Origin of the sequence: Pantoea sp. Taur (assembly GCF_009830025.1) — a bacterium.
Taxonomy (GTDB): Bacteria; Pseudomonadota; Gammaproteobacteria; order Enterobacterales; family Enterobacteriaceae; genus Pantoea; species Pantoea communis.
On record NZ_SZZZ01000035.1, the window covers coordinates 1 to 21,486 of the forward strand.

The window sequence follows — 21,486 nt, forward strand, 5'->3', positions numbered from 1 at the left end:
AAAAAGTGCCATGCCGGTTACAGCCCAGACCATCATTTCCATCGATAAACGGCGCTTTCGTAACGTCACTGTCCCGGTATCAGCGAGACACTCGTCAATGAGTTCAGGAGAAAGGAGATCGGAAAGCCCCGAGAATTCCTGAGGCGTAAACTTATGAACGATATCGAGAGCCTGACTGAGAAGCATAAAAAAATCCGTAATCCCTGAGAGATTACGGATTCTTGCAGAACTGCCGGATCGTTCAACCGATCATTTTTGTCTTAACTGATCGGCATTACGCCGGAGCGGTGCTTTTATTCAGCGAAAATTTATTTCGCGCCTTCGGCAGCAGGCTGGGTTTTCTCCAGCTGTGCCATGTCGTTGGCAATTTTCACGGTTTCGTCCAGATACGGGTCTGGCTCTTTGTAGTCTTTCGGCAAATCTTCAATGCTCTTCAGCGGGGCTTTGCCTTCCGCCTGGTAGCGCGCGTTGATGCGTTCCAGACGCAGTGCATCATCTTCGTGGTTCTCTTTCTCACGTTGAGCAAGATTGAGCGACACAATATTGCGTTTGTCTTTCATCGCGTCAAAGCGCGCAATATCTTTCATGATGTACTGGAACTCGCGATCTTTAGCGATACGATCGGCGTGCTCTTTGGTCAGCTGCGGTACCAGCGCGGTGATATCACCGGTTTTGGTGTAAGTCGCGGCATTCACGCTATCCCATGGCAGCGCGTTGTCCTCGAACTTCTCACCGGTTTCCGCCGCTTCTACGCCAGTTGGCATCAGCAGGTCCGGCGTGACGCCTTTACGCTGAGTACTGCCACCGTTAATGCGATAGAACTTCTGGATGGTGTATTGCACTGAGCCCAGCGCCGGCCATTCCGGACGCAGCATCTGATCGTAGATGCGGTTCAGTGAACGGTACTGCTGTACGGTGCCCTTACCAAAGGTTGGTTCACCGACGATCAGTGCGCGACCGTAATCCTGCATCGCAGCGGCGAAGATCTCAGAAGCCGAGGCACTGAAACGATCGACCAGCACCACCAGCGGACCTTTGTAATAAACGATACCGTCGTTATCGCTGTCCTGGCGCACGCGACCGTTGTTGTCACGGACCTGCACCACTGGGCCACTTGGAATAAACAGACCCGACAGTGATACGGCTTCGGTGAGCGCACCGCCGCCGTTGGTACGCAAATCAATCACGATGCTGTCGACGTTCTGCTTCTGCAGTTTTTGCAGCTGCACTTTCACATCGTCAGTCAGGCCAACGTAGAAGCCTGGAATATCCAGTACGCCGACTTTCTCTTTACCGACGTTATGTACGGTGCCTTTCACCGCGCGATCTTCAAGACGGATCTTTTCACGCGTCAGTGTCACGGTGCGGGTTTTGGTGCCCTTGCCAGCAGGCAGGATTTCCAGGCGCACTTTGCTGCCTTTCGGTCCTTTGATTTTGGACACCACATCATCCAGACGCCAGCCAATCACATCTTCCATTGGCTTGCCTGGCTGAGCAACACCGACAATACGGTCGCCCACGCTGATGGATTTGCTTTTCGCGGCCGGTCCGCCAGCCACCATGGAGTTGATGACCGTGTAATCATCGTCCATCTGCAGCACGGCACCGATACCTTCCAGCGACAGGCTCATCTCGGTGTTGAACTGTTCGGTGTTACGCGGTGAAAGATAGTTGGTGTGCGGGTCGATTTCGTGCGCAAAGGCGGTCATCGCCAGCTGGAACACATCTTCACTGTTGCTCTGCGCCAGGCGACGAATGGCAAAGTTGTAACGCTTAGTCAGCGTTTCACGAATCTCTTTGTCATCTTTACCGGCCAGTTTCAGGCTCAGCTCGTCATATTTAACTTTGGCATCCCACAGCGCGTTCAGCTCATCGCTGTTTTTCGGCCAGGGTGATTTTGCACGGTCAATGTCGATGGTGTCATTGCCGGTGAAATTCATCGGGCGATTCAGCACGCTTAGCGCATATTGATAGCGCTCGAAGCGGCGTTTCTGCGCCAGATTGTAGAGATCGTAGAACACATCCAGCTTACCGCTGCGCAGTTCATCACCCAACGTGGTTTTCTTATCGGCGTATTGCGCGATGTCTGAAGCCAACAACACGTTATGGTTGTAGTCGAGCAGATTCAGGTAGCGATCAAAAATTTTCGCAGAGAAATCCTGATTCAGATCGAACTGGCGATAGTGAGAACGGGTGAAACGCGAAGTGACGCGTTCACTGACGGTAGGATGCTGTGGGTCTTCATGTAACTGTGGAATCTGGTCGGCGCGGGTAATGTTATCTGCGCCAAAGGTGGGGCCTGCTAACAGCAGGCCCGCGATCATACCGATCTTTAAAATGTTGTTCATGCCGAGGTCAGCCTCCGTTTCAGAACTGCAAGTGTTCTGCGCGCACAATCATTGCCATGCCGGAAGCGAGCTGCACCCGAACGCCATCCTTGGTGATTTCAAGAATGGTGGCGTCCATTGCACTTTTGCCTGCTTTAACTTTGATGTTCTGGCCGGGTTGCAAAGTTGAGGTATCAGTGACAGGTTTAGCTCGCGGTGGGCGCGGTGCAGCAGGACGTTCTGCTGATGCGGCACGCGGTGCCTGTGGACGAGGCTTGCGAGGTGCTTCGCCTTCAGCCGCTTTGCGAGGAGCAGGTTTACGAGGACGACGTTCAGCGGTCTCTTCACCGGCTTCGCGTTTCTTCGCTTTTTGCTGATCGCGCTGCGCCTGAACGCGCGCTTTAGCTTCTTCCAGCTGCTTGCGCGCATGTTCAACGTGTTGTTCGTCCAGCACGCCACAGGCGTTGCCATCAAGATCAACACGGATTGCACCCGCTTTAATGCCGTACAGGTAACGCCAGCTTGAGGTATAAAGGCGCAAGGCTGAACGCAGTTGCGTCTTGCTCAGGCTGTTTTCACCCTGAACGCGCTCAACCAGATCCTGGAAGATACCGATTTTAAGCGGACGCGCTTCACCTTCGGCGCTAAAACATTGCGGAAAACGTTCCGCCAAAAAGGCGATCACTTCTTTACTGCTATTCAACTTAGGTTGATTTTCCATGAAATTTCCTGATTACTACGGGTTTGCCGACCAGAGCAGGCATGAACAGGCGACATTATAATGACAACATCGCCAAATGCTATGTGATCCAGTCGATTAGCTGCGTGACAGTTGAATAAATTTTTCGATGTCACTGCCCGCCAGCACTTCACAAAGCCCGTCGGTAAGGGCCACCAGCCCCGCTTCATCCTCACTATCAAAGCGAGAATAAACCGTACTATCAATGTCTAGCACACCGACAACGGTGCCATTCACTTTCAGAGGAATCACGATTTCAGCGTTACTGGCCGCATCACACGCGATATGACCAGGGAACGCATGCACATCCTCAACGAGCTGTACTTTATCCTCTGCAATCGCTGTGCCACAAACCCCTTTGCCCACCGGAATGCGTACGCAGGCAATTTTGCCCTGGAACGGACCCAGCACCAGCGTATTTGGCTCGGTGAGCAAGTAGAATCCTGCCCAGTTCACGCCTTCCAGGCGTTCAAACAGCAGCGCACTGCAATTACCCAGTGCTGCCAGGAAAGAGGTTTCGCCCGCTAACAGTGCACGGACATCGCGATTTAAATCCTCGTAAAAGGCTTTTTTGTTCATTGTTTAACCATAACTCGTCACTGTCGTGAGCTTGTTGTCACTCAGTTGTTAAAATAAGCACTAATAATCCAGCCCCATCAGGTGAATCATTGTGTTAGTTACTATACCCTTAGCAGTCGGTGGTTAAGACTATTCTTGTACCACTCCCTATTGCAGTCAGAATGCTCTGAACAGCATGCCGGTAAACGTAACGAACGATGGGCCACTTGCGTCACCTATGAAAATTCACGCTATCAGCCAGACGTTGCCCCACGCACGTTATCAGCGTTGTCCGCAATGCGATACCCTTTTTTCCTTACCGGATGTGAAATCGCATCAGTCGGCGCATTGCCCGCGCTGTCATGCAAAAATTCAAAGCGGCCGCGATTGGTCAATGACGCGACTCACCGTGATGGCCGTGACCATGATCGTGTTGATGCCCTTCGCCTTCAGCCTCCCTTTGGTGGATATTCGCTTGCTCGGCATGCGCATCAACGCCAGCCTGGTGGAAGGCGTCATCCAGATGGCGCAGCAGGGCAACGTGCTGACGGCGTCGATGGTGGCGTTTTGTACAATTGGTGCACCGGTAACCTTAGTCGCGGGCATCTGCTATTTATGGATTGGCAACGCCATCGGGATGAACCTGCGTCCGGTGCTGCTGATGCTGGAGAAGCTCAAAGAGTGGGTGATGCTGGATATCTATCTGGTCGGTGTGGCGGTCGCCTCTATTAAGGTGCAGGATTATGCCGCGCTGGAGGTGGGCTACGGTCTGGTGGCCTACATCGCGCTGACGGTGCTGAGCCTGTTGACGCTGATTCACCTTAACGTGGAAGAGCTGTGGGAACACTATTATCCGCAGACTTTGCCGACGTCCCCCCCTGAACAGTGGCAGGTGTGTCTGAACTGCCATCAAACCGGCATGCCGGACGATCGCGGGCGTTGTACACGTTGTCACACCCCGCTCGATTTCCGTCGTCGCCACAGTTTGCAGAAATCCTGGGCCGCGTTGATCGCTTCGATTGTGCTACTGATCCCCGCTAATCTGCTGCCGATTTCAGTAGTTTACGTTAATGGCGCACGCCGTGAAGATACGATCTTCTCCGGTATTCTGGGTCTGGCTTCCGGCAACATCCCGGTGGCGGCGGTGGTATTTATCGCCAGTATCCTGGTGCCGTTTACCAAAGTGTTAGTGATGCTGACTTTGCTGGTCAGCATCCATTTTAAGTGTGAACAGGGCTTAAAAACCCGCATTCGACTGCTGCGTGCCATCACCTGGGTGGGACGCTGGTCGATGCTGGATCTGTTCGTGATTGCGGTCACCATGTCATTGGTGAATCGCGATCAACTGCTGGCTTTTACCATGGGACCTGCCGCCTTCTACTTTGGCGCGGCAGTCATCCTGACCATTATGGCTGTAGAGTGGCTTGATAGCCGCCTGATCTGGGATGCACATGCAACAGGAAACGCCGACTACACCGACTAGCGCCAACCTGCGTAACAAACGCAAGGTTTCGCCGTTCTGGCTATTGCCCATTATTGCCCTGCTGATTGCTGGCTGGCTGTTATGGACCAACTATCAGGAACGCGGTACCACTATCACCATCAACTTCCAGACCGCGGATGGCATCGTGCCGGGCCGTACGCCGATTCGCTATCAGGGCGTGGAAGTGGGTACCGTGCAAGGTATTGTGCTGAGCGATGACTATCACAGCATCCAGATCAAAGCCAGTATCAAGAGCGATATGCGCGATGCGCTGAAGGACAATACACAGTTCTGGCTGGTGACGCCGAAAGCCTCGCTGGCAGGTGTTTCAGGATTGGATGCGCTGGTGGGCGGTAACTATATTGGCATGATGCCCGGCGGCGGCAATCCGCGTGAGCACTTTACCGCGCTGGACACCCAACCCAAGTATCGCGTCAACACCGGCGAGTTGCTGATCCATCTACACTCTCCCGATTTGGGTTCGCTGAACACCGGGTCGCTGGTCTACTACCGCAAAATCCCGGTGGGACGCGTGTATGACTACAGCATCAACGGTAATACTGATGGCGTCACGGTCGACGTACTGATTGAGCGTCGTTTCGTCAATCTGGTGAAAAAGCAGAGCCGCTTCTGGAACGTGTCCGGCGTAGACGCTGACGTCAGTCTGAGCGGTGCCAAAGTGAAGCTGGAGAGCCTGGCCGCACTGGTGAATGGGGCGATTGCCTTTGATTCTCCGGAAGAAGGTCAGCAGGCTAACAGCGACGAAAACTATCAGCTCTACCCCGATCTGGCACGCAGCCAGCGTGGCGTGCAGATCAGTCTGGATTTACCGAGCGGCGATAACCTCAAAGCGAATAGCACGCCACTGATGTACCAGGGTCTGGAAGTCGGTACCTTGACCAAACTCAATCTGTTGCCGGGCGGCAAAGTCACCGGCGAACTCACCGTGGATCCTTCGGTGACGAGCCTGATGCGCAGCGGTACCCGCATTGAAATGCGTGCACCCAAACTGAGCCTGACCGACACTAATCTCAGCAGCTTGCTGACCGGTAACATCTTCGAACTGGTACCGGGCGAAGGTCCCGCGCAGGATCACTTTACCGTGCTGCCTGCCAGCGAAACCCTGCTGCAAAAACCGGATGTTCTGACGGTAAAACTCAGCGCGCCGGAAACCTACGGTATTGATGGCGGTCAGCCGGTGATGCTGTACGGCATGAAGATTGGGCAGGTCATTTCGCGTCAACTGGATGAGAATGGCATTAGCTTTGCGGTGGCCATCAATCCGGAATATCGCCATCTGGTGCACGCGGACAGCAAATTCATTGTGAATAGTCGTCTCGACGTGAAGTTTGGTCTCGAAGGAATGCAGGTACTGGGTGCCAGTGCCCGTGAATGGGTAGACGGCGGCATACGTCTGGTGCCGGGTGCGAAAGGCAATCCTTCCGCCCGTTATCCTTTATATGCCGATGCTGAGCGTGCGCAGGAAGGGATTATAGGTGACCAACCGCCAACCACACTGAAACTGACCGCCAACAGCTTGCCAGATGTGCAGGCCGGTTCAGTGGTGCTGTATCGTAAATTCCAGGTGGGTGAAGTGGTGGACGTGGTGCCGCGCGCCGATGCCTTTGAGATTTCCATCCACATTGAGCCGCAATACCGTAAATTGCTGACCAGCGAGAGCGTATTCTGGGCCGAAGGTGGTGCGAAAGTGCAACTTAACGGCAGCGGTTTAACGGTGCAGGCTTCGCCGCTCAACCGTGCGCTGAAAGGGGCGATCAGTTTCGATAACCTCACTGGCGCGCAAGCGGCGAAAGGCGTGAAACGCGTATTGTATGCCTCTGAAACGGCTGCGCGTGCAGTCGGCAGCCAGATCACCTTGCATACCTTTGATGCCAGCAAGCTGGCTGCGGGCATGCCGATTCGTTACCTCGGCATTAATGTCGGCCAGGTCGAATCACTGGCATTGAGTAAAGACAATAATCAGGTGGTGGCGAAAGCGGTGCTTTATCCCGAGTATGTGCGTATCGGCAGTCGTTTCTCGGTGGTCTCACCGGAAATTTCGCCAGCGGGTGTTAATCATCTGGAGACCTTGCTGCAGCCTTACCTCAATGTCGATCCCGGCAAAGGGGCTCAGGCACGTACCTTTGAGTTGCAGGAGAGTACCATCACCGATTCGCGTTACCTCAACGGACTCAACATTTATGTTGATGCTACCGAAGCCGGTTCGCTGTCGTTGGGTACCCCGGTGCTGTTCCGTGGGGTAGAAGTGGGTACGGTAACCGGTACCTCGCTGGGCAACATGGCGGATCGCGTACAGATCGCGCTGCGCATCAGCAAGAAGTATCAGCATCTGGTGCGTAATAACTCCGTGTTCTGGCTGGCGTCTGGCTATAACCTCGACTTCGGTCTGATTGGTGGGGTCGTGAAAACCGGTACCTTCCAGCAGTTCATTCGTGGCGGCATTCAATTTGCCACACCGCCGACGGTGCCGCTGGCGCCTCAGGCCGGTGCTGATAAACACTTCCTGTTGCAGGATGAAGCGCCGAAAGAGTGGCGCAGTTGGGGAACGGCGATTCCGGATCCCAATTAAGCAATCGGGCAGCCTGCGGGCTGCCCGTTTTATTTGCACGTGTTACACTTCGGGCTAAATTTGATACCCCGGTGAATGTCCGTGTCCGATCGCTTTCCTGAAGATTTCCTTGCGCTGATGCGCACCAGCCTGGCTGACGAAAATGAACTGCAGCGTTTCCTGGCGATTAGCCAGCAGCCGCTGCGCCGCAGCCTGCGCGTCAATACGTTGAAAATCAGTGTGGAGGCGTTTTTAGCACGCACCGCGCATTATGGCTGGCGCTTAACGCCGGTTCCCTGGTGCGCTGAAGGATTCTGGATCGAGCGGGAAGATGAGACATTGCCGCTGGGCAGTGTGGCCGAGCACCTGAGCGGTTTGTTCTACATTCAGGAAGCCAGCTCAATGCTGCCGGTCACCGCGTTGTTTGATGCCGCGCCAGAAGCACGCAAGGTGATGGATGTGGCCGCTGCACCCGGTTCCAAAACCACGCAAATGGCCGCGTTGATGCGCAACGAAGGCGCGATCCTCGCCAATGAATATTCAGCCAGCCGCGTAAAAGTGTTGCATGCCAATATCAGCCGCTGTGGCGTCAGCAATGTGGCGCTGACGCACTTTGATGGTCGTGTGTTTGGTGCCGCCCTACCTGAGCAGTTTGATGCCATCCTTCTGGATGCGCCCTGCTCCGGCGAAGGTGTGGTGCGTAAAGATGCCGACGCCCTGCGTAACTGGACACTGGCCAGCACTGAAGAGATTGCCGCAACCCAGCGTGACCTGATCGACAGTGCATTCCATGCATTACAACCTGGCGGTACGTTGATCTACTCTACCTGCACGCTGAACCAGATTGAGAACCAACAGGTGATCGCCTGGTTGCAGCAGCGCTATCCCGATGCGGTTGAAATCGTGCCGTTGTGCGACCTGTTTGACGGTGCCGAGCGTGCATTGACGCCGGAAGGCTTCCTGCATGTCTTCCCACAGATTTTCGACAGTGAAGGCTTCTTTGTCGCACGCCTGCGCAAAACGGCCAGCATCCCGGCGCTGCCCGCGCCCACCTATAAAGTGGGTAAACTGCCCTTCTCGCCTGCCAGCCGCAAGCTGGTTGCTGAAGTGCAACAAGCGGCTGCTAAGGTGGGGATTGAGTGGGATGAGCAGCATGCGTTGTGGCAGCGTGATAAAGAGCTGTGGCTGTTCCCGGCCGCGCTGGAAAGCTGGCTCGGCAGAGTGCGATTCTCACGCATCGGTCTGAAGCTGGCAGAGACCTTCCCGAAAGGCTATCGCTGGCAGCATGAAGCGGTGGTTGCCCTGACTAAACCGGGCAGCGCACTGGATTTCGAATTGACGGAAACGGAAGCAGAAAGCTGGTATCGCGGCCAGGATATTCATCCTGAAACCGCACCAACTCGCGATGAAGTGATTGTCACCTATCAGCAGCAGCCATTGGGTTTAGCCAAGAAAGTCAGTAACCGCATCAAAAACAGCTACCCACGCGAACTGGTACGTGACGGGCGTTTGTTCCGTTAACTCTATTGAAGCTGAACCAGCGTTAAGCGATTACCGAACACTGCGCCGGTGTCGATGTAATGCTGGTTCGCCACATTGAGCGGCTGTTCCAGTGGCGTGTGGCCGAAATAGAAATCGCTCGCACCGTCGATACTGGCGGAAGCGCCGCGATGATGACGCCCGAGGCGATCGCGGCTCCACACCACCTGATGCCAGTCCACGTCCTGACCCAACTCATAATGGCTGGCTGGATAGTCGGCATGGGCGATCACCACCACGCGGTCGGCTAACTCCAGGTGTAAAATCAGCGGCAGATCGGCACAGCGTTTCAGCGCATGACGCGCCGCAATTAAATCCGCCCCTTTTAATTGCCAGAACCAGTCACCGCCGTTCATCATCCACAGCATCGGGTCTTGCCCCTCCAGCGCCGACAACGCCATCTGTTCATGATTACCGCGCACACACCGAAACCATGGCTCCTGCAACAGCTGTAAGCAGCCGGGGCTGTCGGGACCGCGATCGATCAAATCCCCTACCGACAGCAGCAGGTCTCGCTCTTTGTCGAAGTCATGCAGAATGAGCTGCGAGTCCAGTTGAGCGCGGCAACCATGTAAATCACCCACCACCCAAATGTTACGCCACGTTTTGGCACTCACCGTTTGGTAAAACATGTAATCTTTCCCGGTTGACTGGAAGTTTAGTGAACCCGGCATAAAGTATAGTCCGGTGAGTTGAAGCCAGGGGAGGGAGCAGCGTGAGCAGCCGTAAACAATTTATCGGTGTACTGGTGTTTATATTTCTCGGCAGCCTGTTGTTGCTGGAATCGCTGGCGCGTTTGGTGCATCTGCTGTTTGTGGGCTAATCGCTGTTTCCTGTCGCGCTAAACACCTAAACTCCTTTCGATTCATATAAAGGAGCCAATATGAGCCAGAACATTTACGATAACCCCACCTTCTTTGCCGGTTATGCTACTTTACCCCGCTCGGTGGAAGGATTGGATGGCGCACCTGAGTGGCCAGCATTGCGAGCGATGCTGCCCGATCTGAAGGACTTGCGCGTCGTTGATTTAGGCTGTGGATACGGCTGGTTTTGCCGTTACGCGCAGCAGCATGGTGCCCGTGAAGTCCTGGGGATTGATGTCTCAGAAAAGATGCTGGCGCAAGCGACCGCCATGACTTCTTCACCGAACATTCGCTATCAACGTGCGGATTTAGACACTCTGCAGCTCGATAAAACCTATGATCTTGCCTACAGCTCACTGGCATTACATTACCTGAGTCACATCGAGCCGTTATTCACCACCCTGTTCGATGCATTAAAACCTGGCGGTATGCTGATCTTCTCCTGCGAACACCCTATTTATACCGCTCCGCTTCAGCAGCAGTGGATTGTCGATGATCAACAGCAGCGCAGTTGGCCGATCAACCATTACCAACAGGAAGGTGAGCGCATCAGTAATTGGTTTGCCGATGGCGTGAAGAAACAGCATCGCAAATTAGCCAGCTGGATTAATGCGTTGATTGGTGCCGGATTCGAGATTGTGCATCTTGATGAATGGGGGCCTGCCGATGAGCAGGTAAAGCAGAATCCGGGCTTAGAAGAAGAGCGCGACCGTCCGATGATGTTTTTATTGTCTGCCAGAAAACCTTAATAAATTTCAAAAGCGGCTGCGTCCTGCAGCCCTGATGAAAGTCCCGTCCGGCGCTTATCTCCGGCGCTCATTAAAGGCGTTAGCTCTGTGCGGGACGGCGATCACTTTATCAATCCAGACAATTCCGAACAAGTTAAATGATATTAACTATCATTCTCATCATTGCTTTTTTACGCTTCGCTTACATTAGTGATGTTTATTTAAGCTTTCTTCCTTCCTGCCGATAACGTCCTATCCTCTTTCCTCCTTAATGAGAATATGAAAACGCTTTCTGTTATCACACTTATGCTGTTGCTTGTCAGCATGCCCACTCACGCCAAAAAGCATGTTGAACTGATTGAGCAAGGCAGTTACATCAACAGCGAAGGACAATCAATCCATCGGCCCGCACATACGCAAAATAATGACGTACCCGAAGGCGCAACCACTCGCTGTCGCGATGGGTCATACAGTTTCAGTACCCATCACCGCGGGACCTGTTCTCGTCATGGCGGCGTTGCGGAGTGGCTGGCATCTTAAGCCACACGCAATAAGCAGCATGTGCCAGGCTTAAAGGACACTATTTTCTTAAGGAGTGAGCAATGAAAGACTATTATAAAATCGATCTGGAGCTTTTTATGCAAAATAACGTGGACTTGATTCGCGAAATAAAAAGCAAAGCGCCGGTTTATGCGGATGAGTTGGGATTAGAGCTGGTGCAGTATATTAACCGCGAAGTGAAACAAGCCCATCTGGATTATATCGAAAGCCTCGGCGTGCGCGATCCTTATGAATATTACGTCTCGCAACATGAAGAAGATCGTCACCTGGCTGACACGCTAATTGCTCAGCATCGTGCCGCTTTACACCACACTGCTTAACCAACTGATTTGCCACACAAGCCGTGTGGCAAACGGTGCTCTTTAATGCGAGAGAAAGAATATCGCCAGCAGGAAAAATACCCATAATCCGGCAAAGGTCGCAAAGCCGACACGAGGCGTTTTCGTCCGACCGACTACCACACCGATAAAGATGCTTAGTAGCGTTAAGGTGCCAATCATTACCCAGAGAAGATATTGCGCATTTGCCATGAAGGATCCTTATTAATCGGCAATAAAAACAGTGCGCACTCTTATACCATTTTTCACGCTAACTGGCTGCTGTTAAATGTCCGCATCTTTCGTGCTGGCTTGAATTCATTACGCCGTTGGGTGACTGCAACGCACGGCTTTTAATTGTTCCAGCTCATTTAACCGTGCCGAGGCATGCTTGTTGGCGCTAGCCTTAGCGATACCGTTGCCGATGCCAAAGTCGCCGATGAAACCAATCACCGTCAGCGCATCAAACTCACCGGTTTTGTCAATCTGCTGCTGCACACTGTGGGATTTCGCAATTTCCTGATCCAGTGCCGCACAGTTGTAGGTTTGCGCTTCTTCATCACTGACTTTAGGTGATTGCGGGTATTGCTTCAGGGCGCAGCCGCTGAGCAGCAGGATAGTGGTGAACAGTACAGCAGATTTGAACATCGCAAGACTCTCGTTTTGGCTGGCAGGGTTGGCGTATTGCTGAGAGGAAATGTAGCACGTGAAGCGTGGCGCGATTGGGTGAATAACCAGGCGAATTGCGGGTATTTTGCGCAAAGATTGGGTTAGGATTGCGGGATATGAAATTGATTCGGATAAAAGGATTTCGGACAAATTTCGGGAAACTTGGGTGAAGAGTAAATTATAATCATAAAAATCAATTATATAAAAAAAGACCCAATACGATTCCTGTATCGGGTCCAGGGAAATGGCTCTTTGAGAGCCGTGCGCTAAAAGTTGGCATTTTTGAAGGCGAGTTCGCCTTGCCATTTAAAGGTAGTCCAAGGGTGATTATTTTCCAGCCAACCGTCACGATGCGGTCAGGAAGCTGCCAACTCTGTGATCGTGCTGACACATCGGAAAAGCAAGCGTAGCGGCAAAACTGTGCGCTACGCCCGAATTTTTGCAGGGATTACTTACCGCACAACTGCTGCGCGCGATCAACGATCGGTTGCAGGCTCATTTTCTGGCCAGGATGCGCTTTGTCTTCCGCCACGATGGTATCGATGGATTGCAGTGTGCCCTTGCCGGCATCAGCGCGTGCTTGGGCTTTATCATTCAGCGGATACTGCAGCAAGGTGCTCGGATTGATGGCAAACAGCGCGCCGTCTTTCTCACAGGTCAGCATCACCTCTTCGCGGGTGAAGGGCCATTTGTCTTTGCCAATCTCAAAGCGGCTGACGGTAATAATCTGTGCGGCCATCGCCTGGCTGCACAGCGCCATCAGAATGCAGGCTGGAATCAATTTCTTCAGCAAAATATCGACCTCATTTTTCATTTATGACAATTCAGGCCGGTGACTGCGTGGCAAACACGCTAACCAATCCGACAACAACAATGGCCAGCAGCAGCTCAAGCTGCGTCAGGCGAATAAACTGCTGCGGCGCGTGACTACCCGCGACGCGAAAACCTGGCACCAGAACATAGCGATTGATCAGCGCAATGCCCACCATCATCATCACCAGCATCACTTTAACCACCAGCATCGCACTCCACAGCGTGGTGCCCCAATTGAGCGGTGTACCGCCAATCAGCAGGCTGTTGATCATCCCGGTGAGCAGCGCCAGTGCGACAGCCAGATGACCGTAACGCGAAAAACGCATCATGCAACGAATCGCATCGGTACGATACGCAATCTGCCGAGCCTCACGCATCAGCAATAACAGGGGCAATAAGCCGCCGGTCCAGAACGCAGCAGCAATCAAATGCAGCGCGTGATTGATCTGCTGCAGCAAGCCGGGTAAACCATCGCGCATCGCGGCATGCCCAACACCAGCCAGCGCCGCCAACTGCAACAGACCACTTATCAGCAAGAGCTGTTGGCGCAGTGTGCCACGCAGCAGCAAGGCCAGCGTGCTCAGCAGTGCGAACCCCAGTTCCCAACACCACACCGCGCCAAAGCGAGTGGCTAAAACCGCCTGCCAGGTTTCCAGGTCACTGACATTGTGCCAGTCACCGCTCATCAAACCGGTTTGCGTGGCGAGCATTAACACCGCACTGAGCAGACTCAATAGCGCTGTCGTGACTAAAATTTTGTGCAAACGTTGCGCCAGCACCGGGCGATAGCGCCGCGGTGCCAGCAGAGCCGTATAGAACGCGCTGCCAGCCAGCAATAACACCGCAATAAAATGCAGGGCGCGCAGGACAATCCACAACGTGCTCAGGCTCATCGATTACTTCACGCTGAACGCGTAGCTTCCCTTGGTTTTGTGTCCATCAACGGACAACACATGCCAGTTCACCTGGTAGTTGCCCGACGGCAGCGGCTTGCTGATTGACACGATCAACTGATCATGCTTTTTGTCGTTGAGTTTGGCTTTTTCCACGGCCATCGGCTGATTCTGTGCATTGAGCACTTCAACACCGCTGAAGGCAGGCTCAACATCTTCTGTGAAGGTCAGCGTCAGATTTTGTGGCGAGCTGTCGATCACCGCTTTATCGGCGGGAACCGGCGTTTTCAGGTGAGCATGTGCCAGTGCAAACTGACTGAAGACCAACGTGGATGACGCCAGCAACACCGCCACAATCGGGTTTAACGCAGTTTTCTTCATCACTTCTTCCCTTTGCCATGCGGCGCTCTGCCGCAAACGTGGCAGCAGGATACGCCGCTGGCAAAGACGTGTCGAGACTTGCGGTGCGATCCAATTTCCTTGATCCGTAAAGGGGAAACCATTACTTTTGCCCCTGTTTATCAGGAGAAATGCATGAGCCAAAACCTTGCCCTGTTGTCGCAGGAAGAGAAAGACAAAGTCAATGTCGATCTGGCCGCCGCAGGCGTGGCCTTTAAAGAGCGCTACAACATGCCCGTGATCGCGGAAATGGTCGAGCGCGAGCAGCCGGAAGCGCTGCGCGAGTGGTTCCGTCAGCGTTTGATGAGCTATCGCCAGGCATCGCTCAGCCTCTCTCGCCTGCCCTACGAACCCAAACAGAAGTAATTAACCTATGTTACGCGTTATCGATACCGAAACCTGTGGCCTGCAAGGCGGCGTGGTCGAAGTCGCGTCAGTGGATGTGATCGACGGACAGATCGTCAATCCGATGAGCGATTTGATTTGCCCGGACCGCCCTATCAGCCGTCAGGCGATGGCGGTGCATCGCATTACGGAAGCAATGGTCGCCGATAAGCCGACGATTGAAGAAGCGATTGGTCGCTATCATGGCAGCCCGCATTATGTGGCGCACAATGCCAGTTTTGATCGTCGTATGTTGCCGATCATGCCCGGTGAATGGATCTGCACCATGACGCTGGCGCGCCAGCTGTGGCCGGGCATTAAGTACGGCAACCAGGCACTGCGTCACAGCCTGAAGCTTGACGTTACGCCACCAGCTGAACTGCATGCGCACCGTGCGTTATATGACTGCTATGTCACCGCTGCGCTGCTGATCCGCATCATGGAGACCTCCGGCTGGAGCGTCAGTGATATGGTCGGCCGCTGTCAGCCCGCAGAAGTCAGCGGCGATGTGTTCCCGTTTGGTAAATATCGCGGACAAAGCATTGGCAGCATTGCGCGTAAAGATCCCGGCTACTTACGCTGGGTGCTGGAGAATGTGCGCGATTTGCGCCCACCGTTACGGCAGGCGCTGCGCAAGTACGTGAAAGTCGATCAATAATCGACGCGGTCTGGCAAGCTGCCCTGCGCCAGACCGATCAGGAAAGTAAACTCCTGCGCTACCCCTTCATAGGCTTTAAAACGCCCTGATTTACCACCGTGACCGGAATCCATCTCGGTACACAGCAGCAGCAGTGTATCGTTGGTTTTCAGCTCACGCAGTTTTGCTACCCACTTCGCCGGTTCCCAATACTGCACCTGGGAATCGTGCAATCCTGTCGTCACTAACAGATGCGGGTAGGCTTTCGCTTCGATGTTGTCATACGGGCTGTACTGGCGAATGATGTGGTAAAACTCTTCTTGCTCCGGGTTGCCCCACTCGTCATATTCGCCGGTGGTTAGTGGGATCGACGGGTCCAGCATGGTCGTCACCACATCGACAAACGGCACTTGCGCCACAACACCGTGGAACAGTTCGGGGGCAAGGTTCATCACACCGCCCATCAACAAGCCGCCCGCACTGCCGCCCATCGCATACAGCTGCTGCGGATTGCCGTAGCCTTTCGCCACCAGCGCCTGCGTCACATCAATGAAGTCGGTGAAGCTATTCATCTTATTCTTCAGGCGACCATCGTCATACCACTGCTGCCCCAGCTCGCCACCACCGCGTACATGGATAATGGCGTAAACAAAACCGCGTTCCAGCAAGCTAATGCGACTGGTGCCGAAACTGGCATCCATGCTACTGCCATAGGCACCATAGCCGTAAGCCAGCAGTGGATTGCTACCCTTTTTGAAATGCTTGCGGTGATAGACCAGCGACACCGGCACTTCAGTGCCATCACGCACCGTGATCCAGTGATGTTCGCTTTTGTAGTCATCTGAGTTGAAGCCCGGCACCGGCGTCTGTTTCAACACCCGGCGGTCGCCCGTCTCCATATTGAGTTCAAACAGCGTGGTTGGCGTAGTCATGGATGAATAGCCATAACGCAGCGTGTCACTTTCCGGCGAAGGATTGTATGCCAGCCAGGTGACGTAAGCCGGATCGTCAAAGGCGATCCCGATGCTTTCACCGCTTTCCCAGTTGATCTGGCGCAGCGTGTTGACGCCGCGCTGGCGCTCTTCCACCACCAGCCAGTGGCGGAACAGCTGGAAATCCTCCAGCACCACGTTATCGCGTGCCGGAATCAACGCCTGCCAGCGGTTCTCGGCCAGCCATGCGCTGCGATACAGGCCAAAGTTTTTTCCGTCGCGATTCGAGCGAATATAGAACTGGTGATTGTAGTGATCGATGCTGTACTCGTGATCGCGACGACGTGGACAGAATACCTGCGGCTGCGCATCCGGATATTCGGCATCAATCAGCTGGATCTCACTGGTAGTGGTGCTGTACATCGCAATCAGGATGAAGTGCTCGGAGGTGGTTTTGTGCACGCTGAGGTGGAAGCTCTCATCCTGCTCTTCATACACCAGCTGATCGTCTGATTGCGGATGACCTAACTCATGGCGCCACACCTGATAGGCGAGCAGCGTTTTCGGATGCTTACGCACGTAGTACAGCGTGCGCGAATCATTGGCCCACGCCACGCTGGAAGAAGCATTGCTCAGCACTTCCGGATACCAACTACCACTCTCTAAGTTACGGAAGCGGATGCCATACTGGCGGCGCGACAGAAAATCTTCCGCCAGCGCCATCACCTGGTTGTCGGGTGAGATCGCCAGTGCACCCATGGTATAGAAATCACTGTGAGAAGCTCGTTGATTGCCGTCGAGCAGCAGTTGCCAGGGTTCATCCGCTGGTGCGTTTACCGACTGACGAAAATAGAGCGGGTATTCGTTGCCTACCTCATAGCGGCTTTGATAGCGATAGCCGTTTTTTACGTAGGGGACGGAGTGGTCCTGCGGTGGAATGCGGTCGACAATCTCTTTTAATACCCGTTCCTGCAAAGGATCTTGCGACGCCATCATCGCTTTACCGTACGCATTCTCGGCGTACAGATGTGCCAGAATCTCTGGGTTTTCACGCTCGTCATCGCGCAGCCAATAGTAGTTATCGGTGCGCGATTCACCGTGCAGGTTCATGACGTGGGGGATTTTTTTCGCTTGCGGCTGATGCATTCTGGCTCCTTTCCCTGAAAGACAACATTCAGCAAGCGTGGCACTTATCACGCGGGAAGCCAAGCAGCAGCGCACAGGAAGTGTAACGAAAGGAGCGCTTTTTCATGCGCTCCCTCGTCAAGGGTGGTTAACCAACAAATTAGCTGGAAAATCAGCGGGCAATTCATTGGCCGCACAGGCGATGACCTCATCATTATCGGCACCGCAATCTCGCACCAGTGTGATGGTGGCAAATTCGTCGATCACTTCAGTGGGATAAGCTGGACCCGCTTCGCGATAACGATTCATTTCGTTGAGATGTTCATTCTGGAAGCAAACCGTCTGCTGCGGGTTGTTCATCACCCAGCGGGGGAAGAAGATCGTACCGTGAAACAATCTGTCTCCCAGATTCGCGATCAAACTGACGTCAGTGCCGGTGGGTTCAGTCCAGGAAACTTTGTAGACCTCTTGCGCGACTCGCACAATATAGGCGCGCTGGTCCTTAACCCAACGATTACCCACCATCCCGCTATGAATACGATAATCAACGGTGCTGGCATTTTTAATATACAGCTCATAGTTCCAGCCATTGTCATAGGTATAGATCAGGTGTTTGCCAACAAATCCAGCCAAATCATTTTTATCGAAGGTGCTCATAATGTGTTCTCCTTTGGTTTGAAGCCAGATTACACCTTCACTTACCTGATGAATAACGCTATGTTTCGATAAAATTCATTCAAAATTTAGATGATATGCATAAATCAACGTTGGAACAGTGGAGCTTGTTAAATGAGGTGGTGCTGCGCGGCAGTTTCGCCAGCGCGGCCGAGTCGACACATCGCAGCCAGTCTTCGGTAAGCTATAACCTCGCCATGCTGCAAGAACGCCTTGAAGTCACCTTGCTGGAGACCAAAGGACGGCGCACTGTGCTGACGCCTGCAGGTGAGAAGCTTCTGGCGCAGGTCAGGCCACTTTTGAAAGCTTTCTACGCGCTCGAAAGCACCGCCAGCGCTATGCGCAACGGTGAGCGCAGCCGCATCGAACTGATGGTGGATAGCATCTTGCCGCGCGAGCATTTGTTCAGTGTGCTGAGTGAATTCCAGCGTCTCTATCCAGGTACGCAGGTTAACGTCACCGAGGTGTTGGAAACGCAGATACCGGATAACAGCCAGGCGGATGTGATGGTATTGAGCCAGCGCCAGCCCGGGACAGGCCGGGGCGAATGGATGATGAATGTGGATTTCGTGGCTGTTGCGCACCATCAGCATGCGTTACATCAATTAGGTGGTGCGGTTAGTGCTGAGCAGTTAGCGGATTATCCGCTGATACGCATTGCCGATCATCAGCATTTTAGCGTACTGCAGGAGCACCATCAGGGAGAGATCTGGGCTTGTTCCACCATCGAGGCCGCAATTGAGGCGGTAATGCATCAGGTTGGTTATGGTTGGTTACCGGAGACCCGTATTCAGTCCGCCCTGGCGGCAGGAACATTGAAGATGCTGCCGCTGCAACAGGGCGTTCGTCGCGTAACAGCGCTGCATTTACTGATCAATAACGAGATCATTGTTATTGATGCCCAGTTGCAAACACTGCTCGATCTGATGCGCAATAAAGCCTGGATATGATCCAGGCTTCAGCATCATTACGCCGCTTTCTCCGCCTGAATATCGCGCTGAATGCCGTCGCGCACATCTTGTGGGATCTTCAGGGCATCACCCAGTGCAGAGAGATAGCTGCGCTCCATAAAGTGATCCACATCGATGGCGGCACAACTGAGGAAGTAAAGCTCTAACGCCTCTTCTTCGTTTTTCACATCGGCTGCCAGCCACTGTGGATCGAGCGGACGGTTCATCGCTTGCTGGATCAGCGTTTCCGCCTGTGAACCATAACCCGCCTGATGGATATTCTGCTCAATAGCGGCACGTTCGCGATCGTCAATATGACCATCGCTTTTGGCAGCGAACACTAACGCCGTCACCAAACGTTCAGCGCGCTGATCCACAGGTGTCTGCAACTGACCAAATTCCGGCTCATCCTGGTGCGTTTCACGCACACGCTGTTTGTATTTGTTCCATAGCACGGCGCCCGCTGCCGCACCGCCGCCGACCAGCAAGGCTTTGCCGCCATATTTGGTCAACAGGCTTCGTGTAGACTTGCTGGCCACCAGCAATCCCGCTAACCCACCCAGCGCGCCGGGTGCCAGCATATCGCTCAAACCACCGGCTTTGCCGTCGCCGCCCTTCTTCGCCAGCACCGACTGGATTTGCTGCAACCAATTGCTCATCGTTTAACTCCTGTTTAAGTTTCCGCGTTCCATGCTGCCGTAGCGAGTGTCAGGTAACGTCAGAGCGGGAAAAGTATGGCAAACCTGATGAAGGCGAATGCGTGAGTACGCAAACGTTTTCGTATATACTGCGCGCGCATTTTGACTGCTAAGGTGAAATTATGACGACTCTCGGAACCGCGCTGCGCCCTGCCGCAACGCGTGTGATGCTGTTAGGTTCAGGCGAATTGGGCAAAGAAGTGGCGCTGGAGTGTCAGCGTCTGGGTGTGGAAGTGATTGCCGTGGATCGTTATGCCGATGCCCCTGCGATGCACGTTGCACACCGTAGCCATGTGATCAATATGCTGGACGGTGATGCGCTGGCTGCGTTAATTGCGCTGGAGAAGCCGCACTTTGTGGTGCCAGAAATTGAAGCTATTGCCACTGAAAAACTGCTGGAACTGGAAGCTCAAGGCCAGAAAGTGGTACCTACCGCGCGTGCTGCGCGCCTGACCATGAACCGCGAAGGTATTCGCCGTCTGGCGGCAGAAGAGTTGTCGTTACCGACTTCAACCTATCAGTTCGCTGATAGCAAAGAGAATTTCGTCGCGTCCGCCAATGAAATTGGCTTCCCGTGCATCGTTAAACCAGTAATGAGTTCATCGGGCAAAGGTCAGAGTTTCATCCGCGAAGCGAGCCAGCTGGATAAAGCCTGGGATTACGCGCAGCAAGGCGGACGTGCCGGTGCCGGTCGCGTGATCGTCGAAGGTGTGGTGAAATTTGATTTCGAAATCACCCTGCTGACCATCAGCGCAGTGGATGGCATCCATTTCTGCGCGCCGATTGGTCATCGTCAGGAAGATGGCGATTACCGTGAATCCTGGCAGCCACAGCAGATGACCGACCTGGCTCTGCAGCGTGCACAAGATATCGCCGCAAAAGTGGTGAAAGCATTAGGTGGATATGGTCTGTTTGGCGTTGAGCTGTTTGTCTGCGGTGATGAGGTGGTGTTTAGCGAAGTCTCGCCACGCCCACACGATACCGGCATGGTGACGCTGATTTCTCAGGATCTGTCCGAGTTTGCTCTGCATGTGCGCGCGTTCCTTGGCTTGCCAATCGGTGGCATTCGCCAGTATGGCCCGGCGGCTTCGGCGGTGATTCTGCCACAGCTGGATAGCAACAATGTGCAGTTCGTGAACATCGAAGCGGCATTGGGTGCGGGACTGCAGTTGCGTCTGTTCGGCAAGCCAGAGATTGCTGGTCAACGTCGTCTGGGCGTGGCGCTGGCTACCGGTGACAATACCGATGAGGCGATTGCACGTGCCGTGGCGAGTGCCGCAGCCGTGAAAGTAGAGGGCTAATTCCCTCAGTTGCTGACAGCGAAAAAGGGCGGCCACCAGGCCTAATGCTTGTCAGTTAAGATCTTAATGGAGGCCGCAACGGATAACGTTGTGGCCTCTTTTTTACCGCCCTTGGGTAATGCCGCACTCTTCTTTCCGGCAGCACCAGCCCTGGAGCCATCGCCATTATCTCTTCCATTATCCGCGGTATTTTTCCCGGTGAGATGCCCGGTAGCAGGCTCAGATGACTTCTCAGATACAGTGCGGACTGCTTAAAACTCATCTGATAAGGTTCCACGCCTTTCAGGCTGTACGCCATCTGCGCCATCATGAACCTCAGAAGGTTA

At 53.8% G+C, this 21,486-nt stretch carries 23 protein-coding genes and 1 pseudogene; 10 read left to right on the top strand and 14 right to left on the bottom strand.

Annotated elements, in window-relative coordinates; genetic code table 11:
• The 4 genes from FD744_RS24345 to FD744_RS24360 form a co-directional block, all read right to left on the bottom strand.
• Window positions 1–186, bottom strand: a 186-nt coding sequence (locus tag FD744_RS24345) for a transposase domain-containing protein (protein ID WP_202403470.1), incomplete at its 3' end; no start/stop codon positions are given.
• 122 nt (window positions 187–308) lie between these two features.
• On the bottom strand, window positions 309–2,348 hold the full coding sequence (gene prc / locus FD744_RS24350; protein ID WP_034828701.1) for a carboxy terminal-processing peptidase: 2,040 nt from the start codon (window positions 2,346–2,348) through the stop codon (window positions 309–311).
• Between the two features lie 19 nt (window positions 2,349–2,367).
• On the bottom strand, window positions 2,368–3,048 hold the full coding sequence (gene proQ, locus FD744_RS24355) for an RNA chaperone ProQ (RefSeq protein WP_034828699.1): 681 nt from the start codon (window positions 3,046–3,048) through the stop codon (window positions 2,368–2,370).
• Between the two features lie 96 nt (window positions 3,049–3,144).
• Complete coding sequence (locus FD744_RS24360) at window positions 3,145–3,645, bottom strand: GAF domain-containing protein (protein WP_038646557.1); 501 nt, start codon at window positions 3,643–3,645, stop codon at window positions 3,145–3,147.
• Between the two features lie 217 nt (window positions 3,646–3,862).
• Here FD744_RS24360 and yebS point away from each other — a divergent pair, with 217 nt between their 5' ends.
• The 3 genes from yebS (at window position 3,863) to rsmF (ending at window position 9,197) form a co-directional block, all read left to right on the top strand.
• Window positions 3,863–5,107 carry a membrane integrity lipid transport subunit YebS gene (gene yebS, locus FD744_RS24365; protein ID WP_160869855.1) on the top strand — a complete coding sequence of 415 codons (1,245 nt, stop codon included), beginning with the start codon at window positions 3,863–3,865 and terminating at the stop codon, window positions 5,105–5,107.
• A complete protein-coding gene (locus tag FD744_RS24370) occupies window positions 5,076–7,697 on the top strand; it encodes a PqiB family protein (RefSeq protein ID WP_160869857.1) in 2,622 nt (873 codons plus the stop codon). Before yebS ends, FD744_RS24370 begins: the two co-directional genes overlap by 32 nt.
• A 75-nt stretch (window positions 7,698–7,772) precedes the next feature.
• Window positions 7,773–9,197, top strand: a complete 1,425-nt coding sequence (rsmF, locus tag FD744_RS24375) for a 16S rRNA (cytosine(1407)-C(5))-methyltransferase RsmF (RefSeq protein ID WP_160869859.1) — start codon at window positions 7,773–7,775, stop codon at window positions 9,195–9,197.
• Window positions 9,198–9,199: 2 nt separating this feature from the next.
• On the opposite strand, the gene FD744_RS24380 is transcribed toward rsmF, so the two are convergent.
• A complete protein-coding gene (locus FD744_RS24380; protein ID WP_034828689.1) occupies window positions 9,200–9,847 on the bottom strand; it encodes a metallophosphoesterase in 648 nt (215 codons plus the stop codon).
• 251 nt (window positions 9,848–10,098) lie between these two features.
• Between FD744_RS24380 and FD744_RS24385 the strand changes: the two genes are divergently transcribed.
• The 3 genes from FD744_RS24385 to FD744_RS24395 all read left to right on the top strand — a co-directional run bounded on the left by FD744_RS24385 (window position 10,099) and on the right by FD744_RS24395 (window position 11,687).
• Window positions 10,099–10,827, top strand: a complete 729-nt coding sequence (locus tag FD744_RS24385) for a trans-aconitate 2-methyltransferase (protein WP_160869861.1) — start codon at window positions 10,099–10,101, stop codon at window positions 10,825–10,827.
• 258 nt (window positions 10,828–11,085) lie between these two features.
• Window positions 11,086–11,346 carry a DUF3761 domain-containing protein gene (locus tag FD744_RS24390; protein ID WP_160869863.1) on the top strand — a complete coding sequence of 87 codons (261 nt, stop codon included), beginning with the start codon at window positions 11,086–11,088 and terminating at the stop codon, window positions 11,344–11,346.
• Window positions 11,347–11,408: 62 nt separating this feature from the next.
• The gene (locus tag FD744_RS24395; protein WP_160869865.1) at window positions 11,409–11,687 is read left to right on the top strand and encodes a hypothetical protein; all 279 of its coding nucleotides are present in this window, start codon (window positions 11,409–11,411) and stop codon (window positions 11,685–11,687) included.
• A gap of 42 nt (window positions 11,688–11,729) precedes the next feature.
• Here the strand turns inward: FD744_RS24395 and FD744_RS25450 are convergent, their stop codons facing one another.
• The 5 genes from FD744_RS25450 to copC all read right to left on the bottom strand — a co-directional run bounded on the left by FD744_RS25450 (window position 11,730) and on the right by copC (window position 14,440).
• Entirely contained in the window at window positions 11,730–11,897 is a 168-nt protein-coding gene (locus FD744_RS25450) for a hypothetical protein (RefSeq protein ID WP_166932300.1), read from the bottom strand.
• Between the two features lie 108 nt (window positions 11,898–12,005).
• Window positions 12,006–12,332 (bottom strand): hypothetical protein, encoded by a 327-nt coding sequence (locus tag FD744_RS24400; protein WP_160869867.1) that lies wholly within the window; start codon window positions 12,330–12,332, stop codon window positions 12,006–12,008.
• A 469-nt stretch (window positions 12,333–12,801) separates the two neighbouring features.
• Window positions 12,802–13,149 carry a YebY family protein gene (locus FD744_RS24405; RefSeq protein ID WP_034828876.1) on the bottom strand — a complete coding sequence of 116 codons (348 nt, stop codon included), beginning with the start codon at window positions 13,147–13,149 and terminating at the stop codon, window positions 12,802–12,804.
• A gap of 28 nt (window positions 13,150–13,177) precedes the next feature.
• Window positions 13,178–14,059, bottom strand: a complete 882-nt coding sequence (copD, locus tag FD744_RS24410; protein ID WP_160869869.1) for a copper homeostasis membrane protein CopD — start codon at window positions 14,057–14,059, stop codon at window positions 13,178–13,180.
• 3 nt (window positions 14,060–14,062) lie between these two features.
• Window positions 14,063–14,440: a copper homeostasis periplasmic binding protein CopC gene (gene copC, locus FD744_RS24415; RefSeq protein WP_160869871.1), complete on the bottom strand. Its 378-nt coding sequence runs from the start codon at window positions 14,438–14,440 to the stop codon at window positions 14,063–14,065.
• A gap of 153 nt (window positions 14,441–14,593) precedes the next feature.
• On the opposite strand from copC, the gene FD744_RS24420 reads away from it, so the two are divergent.
• Window positions 14,594–14,824, top strand: a complete 231-nt coding sequence (locus FD744_RS24420; protein ID WP_034828680.1) for a DNA polymerase III subunit theta — start codon at window positions 14,594–14,596, stop codon at window positions 14,822–14,824.
• Between the two features lie 7 nt (window positions 14,825–14,831).
• Window positions 14,832–15,500 (top strand): exodeoxyribonuclease X, encoded by a 669-nt coding sequence (gene exoX / locus FD744_RS24425; protein WP_038646533.1) that lies wholly within the window; start codon window positions 14,832–14,834, stop codon window positions 15,498–15,500.
• Here the strand turns inward: exoX and FD744_RS24430 are convergent.
• Both FD744_RS24430 and FD744_RS24435 read right to left on the bottom strand, forming a co-directional pair.
• Window positions 15,494–17,557, bottom strand: coding sequence for a prolyl oligopeptidase family serine peptidase (locus FD744_RS24430; protein ID WP_160869873.1), 2,064 nt, complete (start codon window positions 17,555–17,557; stop codon window positions 15,494–15,496). The genes exoX and FD744_RS24430 overlap by 7 nt on opposite strands.
• 117 nt (window positions 17,558–17,674) lie before the next feature.
• Window positions 17,675–18,196: a phenolic acid decarboxylase gene (locus FD744_RS24435; RefSeq protein WP_160869880.1), complete on the bottom strand. Its 522-nt coding sequence runs from the start codon at window positions 18,194–18,196 to the stop codon at window positions 17,675–17,677.
• A gap of 92 nt (window positions 18,197–18,288) precedes the next feature.
• Here FD744_RS24435 and FD744_RS24440 point away from each other — a divergent pair, with 92 nt between their 5' ends.
• A complete protein-coding gene (locus FD744_RS24440; RefSeq protein WP_160869875.1) occupies window positions 18,289–19,161 on the top strand; it encodes a LysR family transcriptional regulator in 873 nt (290 codons plus the stop codon).
• Window positions 19,162–19,178: 17 nt separating this feature from the next.
• On the opposite strand, the gene FD744_RS24445 is transcribed toward FD744_RS24440, so the two are convergent.
• Window positions 19,179–19,820 carry a tellurite resistance TerB family protein gene (locus FD744_RS24445; protein ID WP_058960179.1) on the bottom strand — a complete coding sequence of 214 codons (642 nt, stop codon included), beginning with the start codon at window positions 19,818–19,820 and terminating at the stop codon, window positions 19,179–19,181.
• A 161-nt stretch (window positions 19,821–19,981) separates the two neighbouring features.
• Between FD744_RS24445 and purT the strand changes: the two genes are divergently transcribed.
• Window positions 19,982–21,160 (top strand): formate-dependent phosphoribosylglycinamide formyltransferase, encoded by a 1,179-nt coding sequence (purT, locus tag FD744_RS24450; RefSeq protein WP_160869877.1) that lies wholly within the window; start codon window positions 19,982–19,984, stop codon window positions 21,158–21,160.
• Window positions 21,161–21,215: 55 nt separating this feature from the next.
• Here purT and FD744_RS25735 read toward each other — a convergent pair.
• Window positions 21,216–21,486: pseudogene (locus tag FD744_RS25735) on the bottom strand (IS4 family transposase); the annotation flags it as partial.

What these genes read in the sequence shown, in the direction of transcription:
- FD744_RS24390 (WP_160869863.1), top strand. Translation starts at nt 11,086, where the DNA reads ATGAAAACGCTTTCTGTTATCACACTTATGCTGTTGCTTGTCAGCATG.
- FD744_RS24380 (WP_034828689.1), bottom strand. Translation starts at nt 9,847, where the DNA reads ATGTTTTACCAAACGGTGAGTGCCAAAACGTGGCGTAACATTTGGGTG.
- copC (WP_160869871.1), bottom strand. Translation starts at nt 14,440, where the DNA reads ATGAAGAAAACTGCGTTAAACCCGATTGTGGCGGTGTTGCTGGCGTCA.
- purT (WP_160869877.1), top strand. Translation starts at nt 19,982, where the DNA reads ATGACGACTCTCGGAACCGCGCTGCGCCCTGCCGCAACGCGTGTGATG.
- FD744_RS24400 (WP_160869867.1), bottom strand. Translation starts at nt 12,332, where the DNA reads ATGTTCAAATCTGCTGTACTGTTCACCACTATCCTGCTGCTCAGCGGC.
- FD744_RS24445 (WP_058960179.1), bottom strand. Translation starts at nt 19,820, where the DNA reads ATGAGCAATTGGTTGCAGCAAATCCAGTCGGTGCTGGCGAAGAAGGGC.
- FD744_RS24395 (WP_160869865.1), top strand. Translation starts at nt 11,409, where the DNA reads ATGAAAGACTATTATAAAATCGATCTGGAGCTTTTTATGCAAAATAAC.
- FD744_RS25450 (WP_166932300.1), bottom strand. Translation starts at nt 11,897, where the DNA reads ATGGCAAATGCGCAATATCTTCTCTGGGTAATGATTGGCACCTTAACG.
- rsmF (WP_160869859.1), top strand. Translation starts at nt 7,773, where the DNA reads ATGTCCGTGTCCGATCGCTTTCCTGAAGATTTCCTTGCGCTGATGCGC.
- FD744_RS24385 (WP_160869861.1), top strand. Translation starts at nt 10,099, where the DNA reads ATGAGCCAGAACATTTACGATAACCCCACCTTCTTTGCCGGTTATGCT.
- exoX (WP_038646533.1), top strand. Translation starts at nt 14,832, where the DNA reads ATGTTACGCGTTATCGATACCGAAACCTGTGGCCTGCAAGGCGGCGTG.
- FD744_RS24430 (WP_160869873.1), bottom strand. Translation starts at nt 17,557, where the DNA reads ATGCATCAGCCGCAAGCGAAAAAAATCCCCCACGTCATGAACCTGCAC.
- proQ (WP_034828699.1), bottom strand. Translation starts at nt 3,048, where the DNA reads ATGGAAAATCAACCTAAGTTGAATAGCAGTAAAGAAGTGATCGCCTTT.
- prc (WP_034828701.1), bottom strand. Translation starts at nt 2,348, where the DNA reads ATGAACAACATTTTAAAGATCGGTATGATCGCGGGCCTGCTGTTAGCA.
- FD744_RS24360 (WP_038646557.1), bottom strand. Translation starts at nt 3,645, where the DNA reads ATGAACAAAAAAGCCTTTTACGAGGATTTAAATCGCGATGTCCGTGCA.
- yebS (WP_160869855.1), top strand. Translation starts at nt 3,863, where the DNA reads ATGAAAATTCACGCTATCAGCCAGACGTTGCCCCACGCACGTTATCAG.
- FD744_RS24440 (WP_160869875.1), top strand. Translation starts at nt 18,289, where the DNA reads ATGCATAAATCAACGTTGGAACAGTGGAGCTTGTTAAATGAGGTGGTG.
- FD744_RS24420 (WP_034828680.1), top strand. Translation starts at nt 14,594, where the DNA reads ATGAGCCAAAACCTTGCCCTGTTGTCGCAGGAAGAGAAAGACAAAGTC.
- FD744_RS24370 (WP_160869857.1), top strand. Translation starts at nt 5,076, where the DNA reads ATGCAACAGGAAACGCCGACTACACCGACTAGCGCCAACCTGCGTAAC.
- copD (WP_160869869.1), bottom strand. Translation starts at nt 14,059, where the DNA reads ATGAGCCTGAGCACGTTGTGGATTGTCCTGCGCGCCCTGCATTTTATT.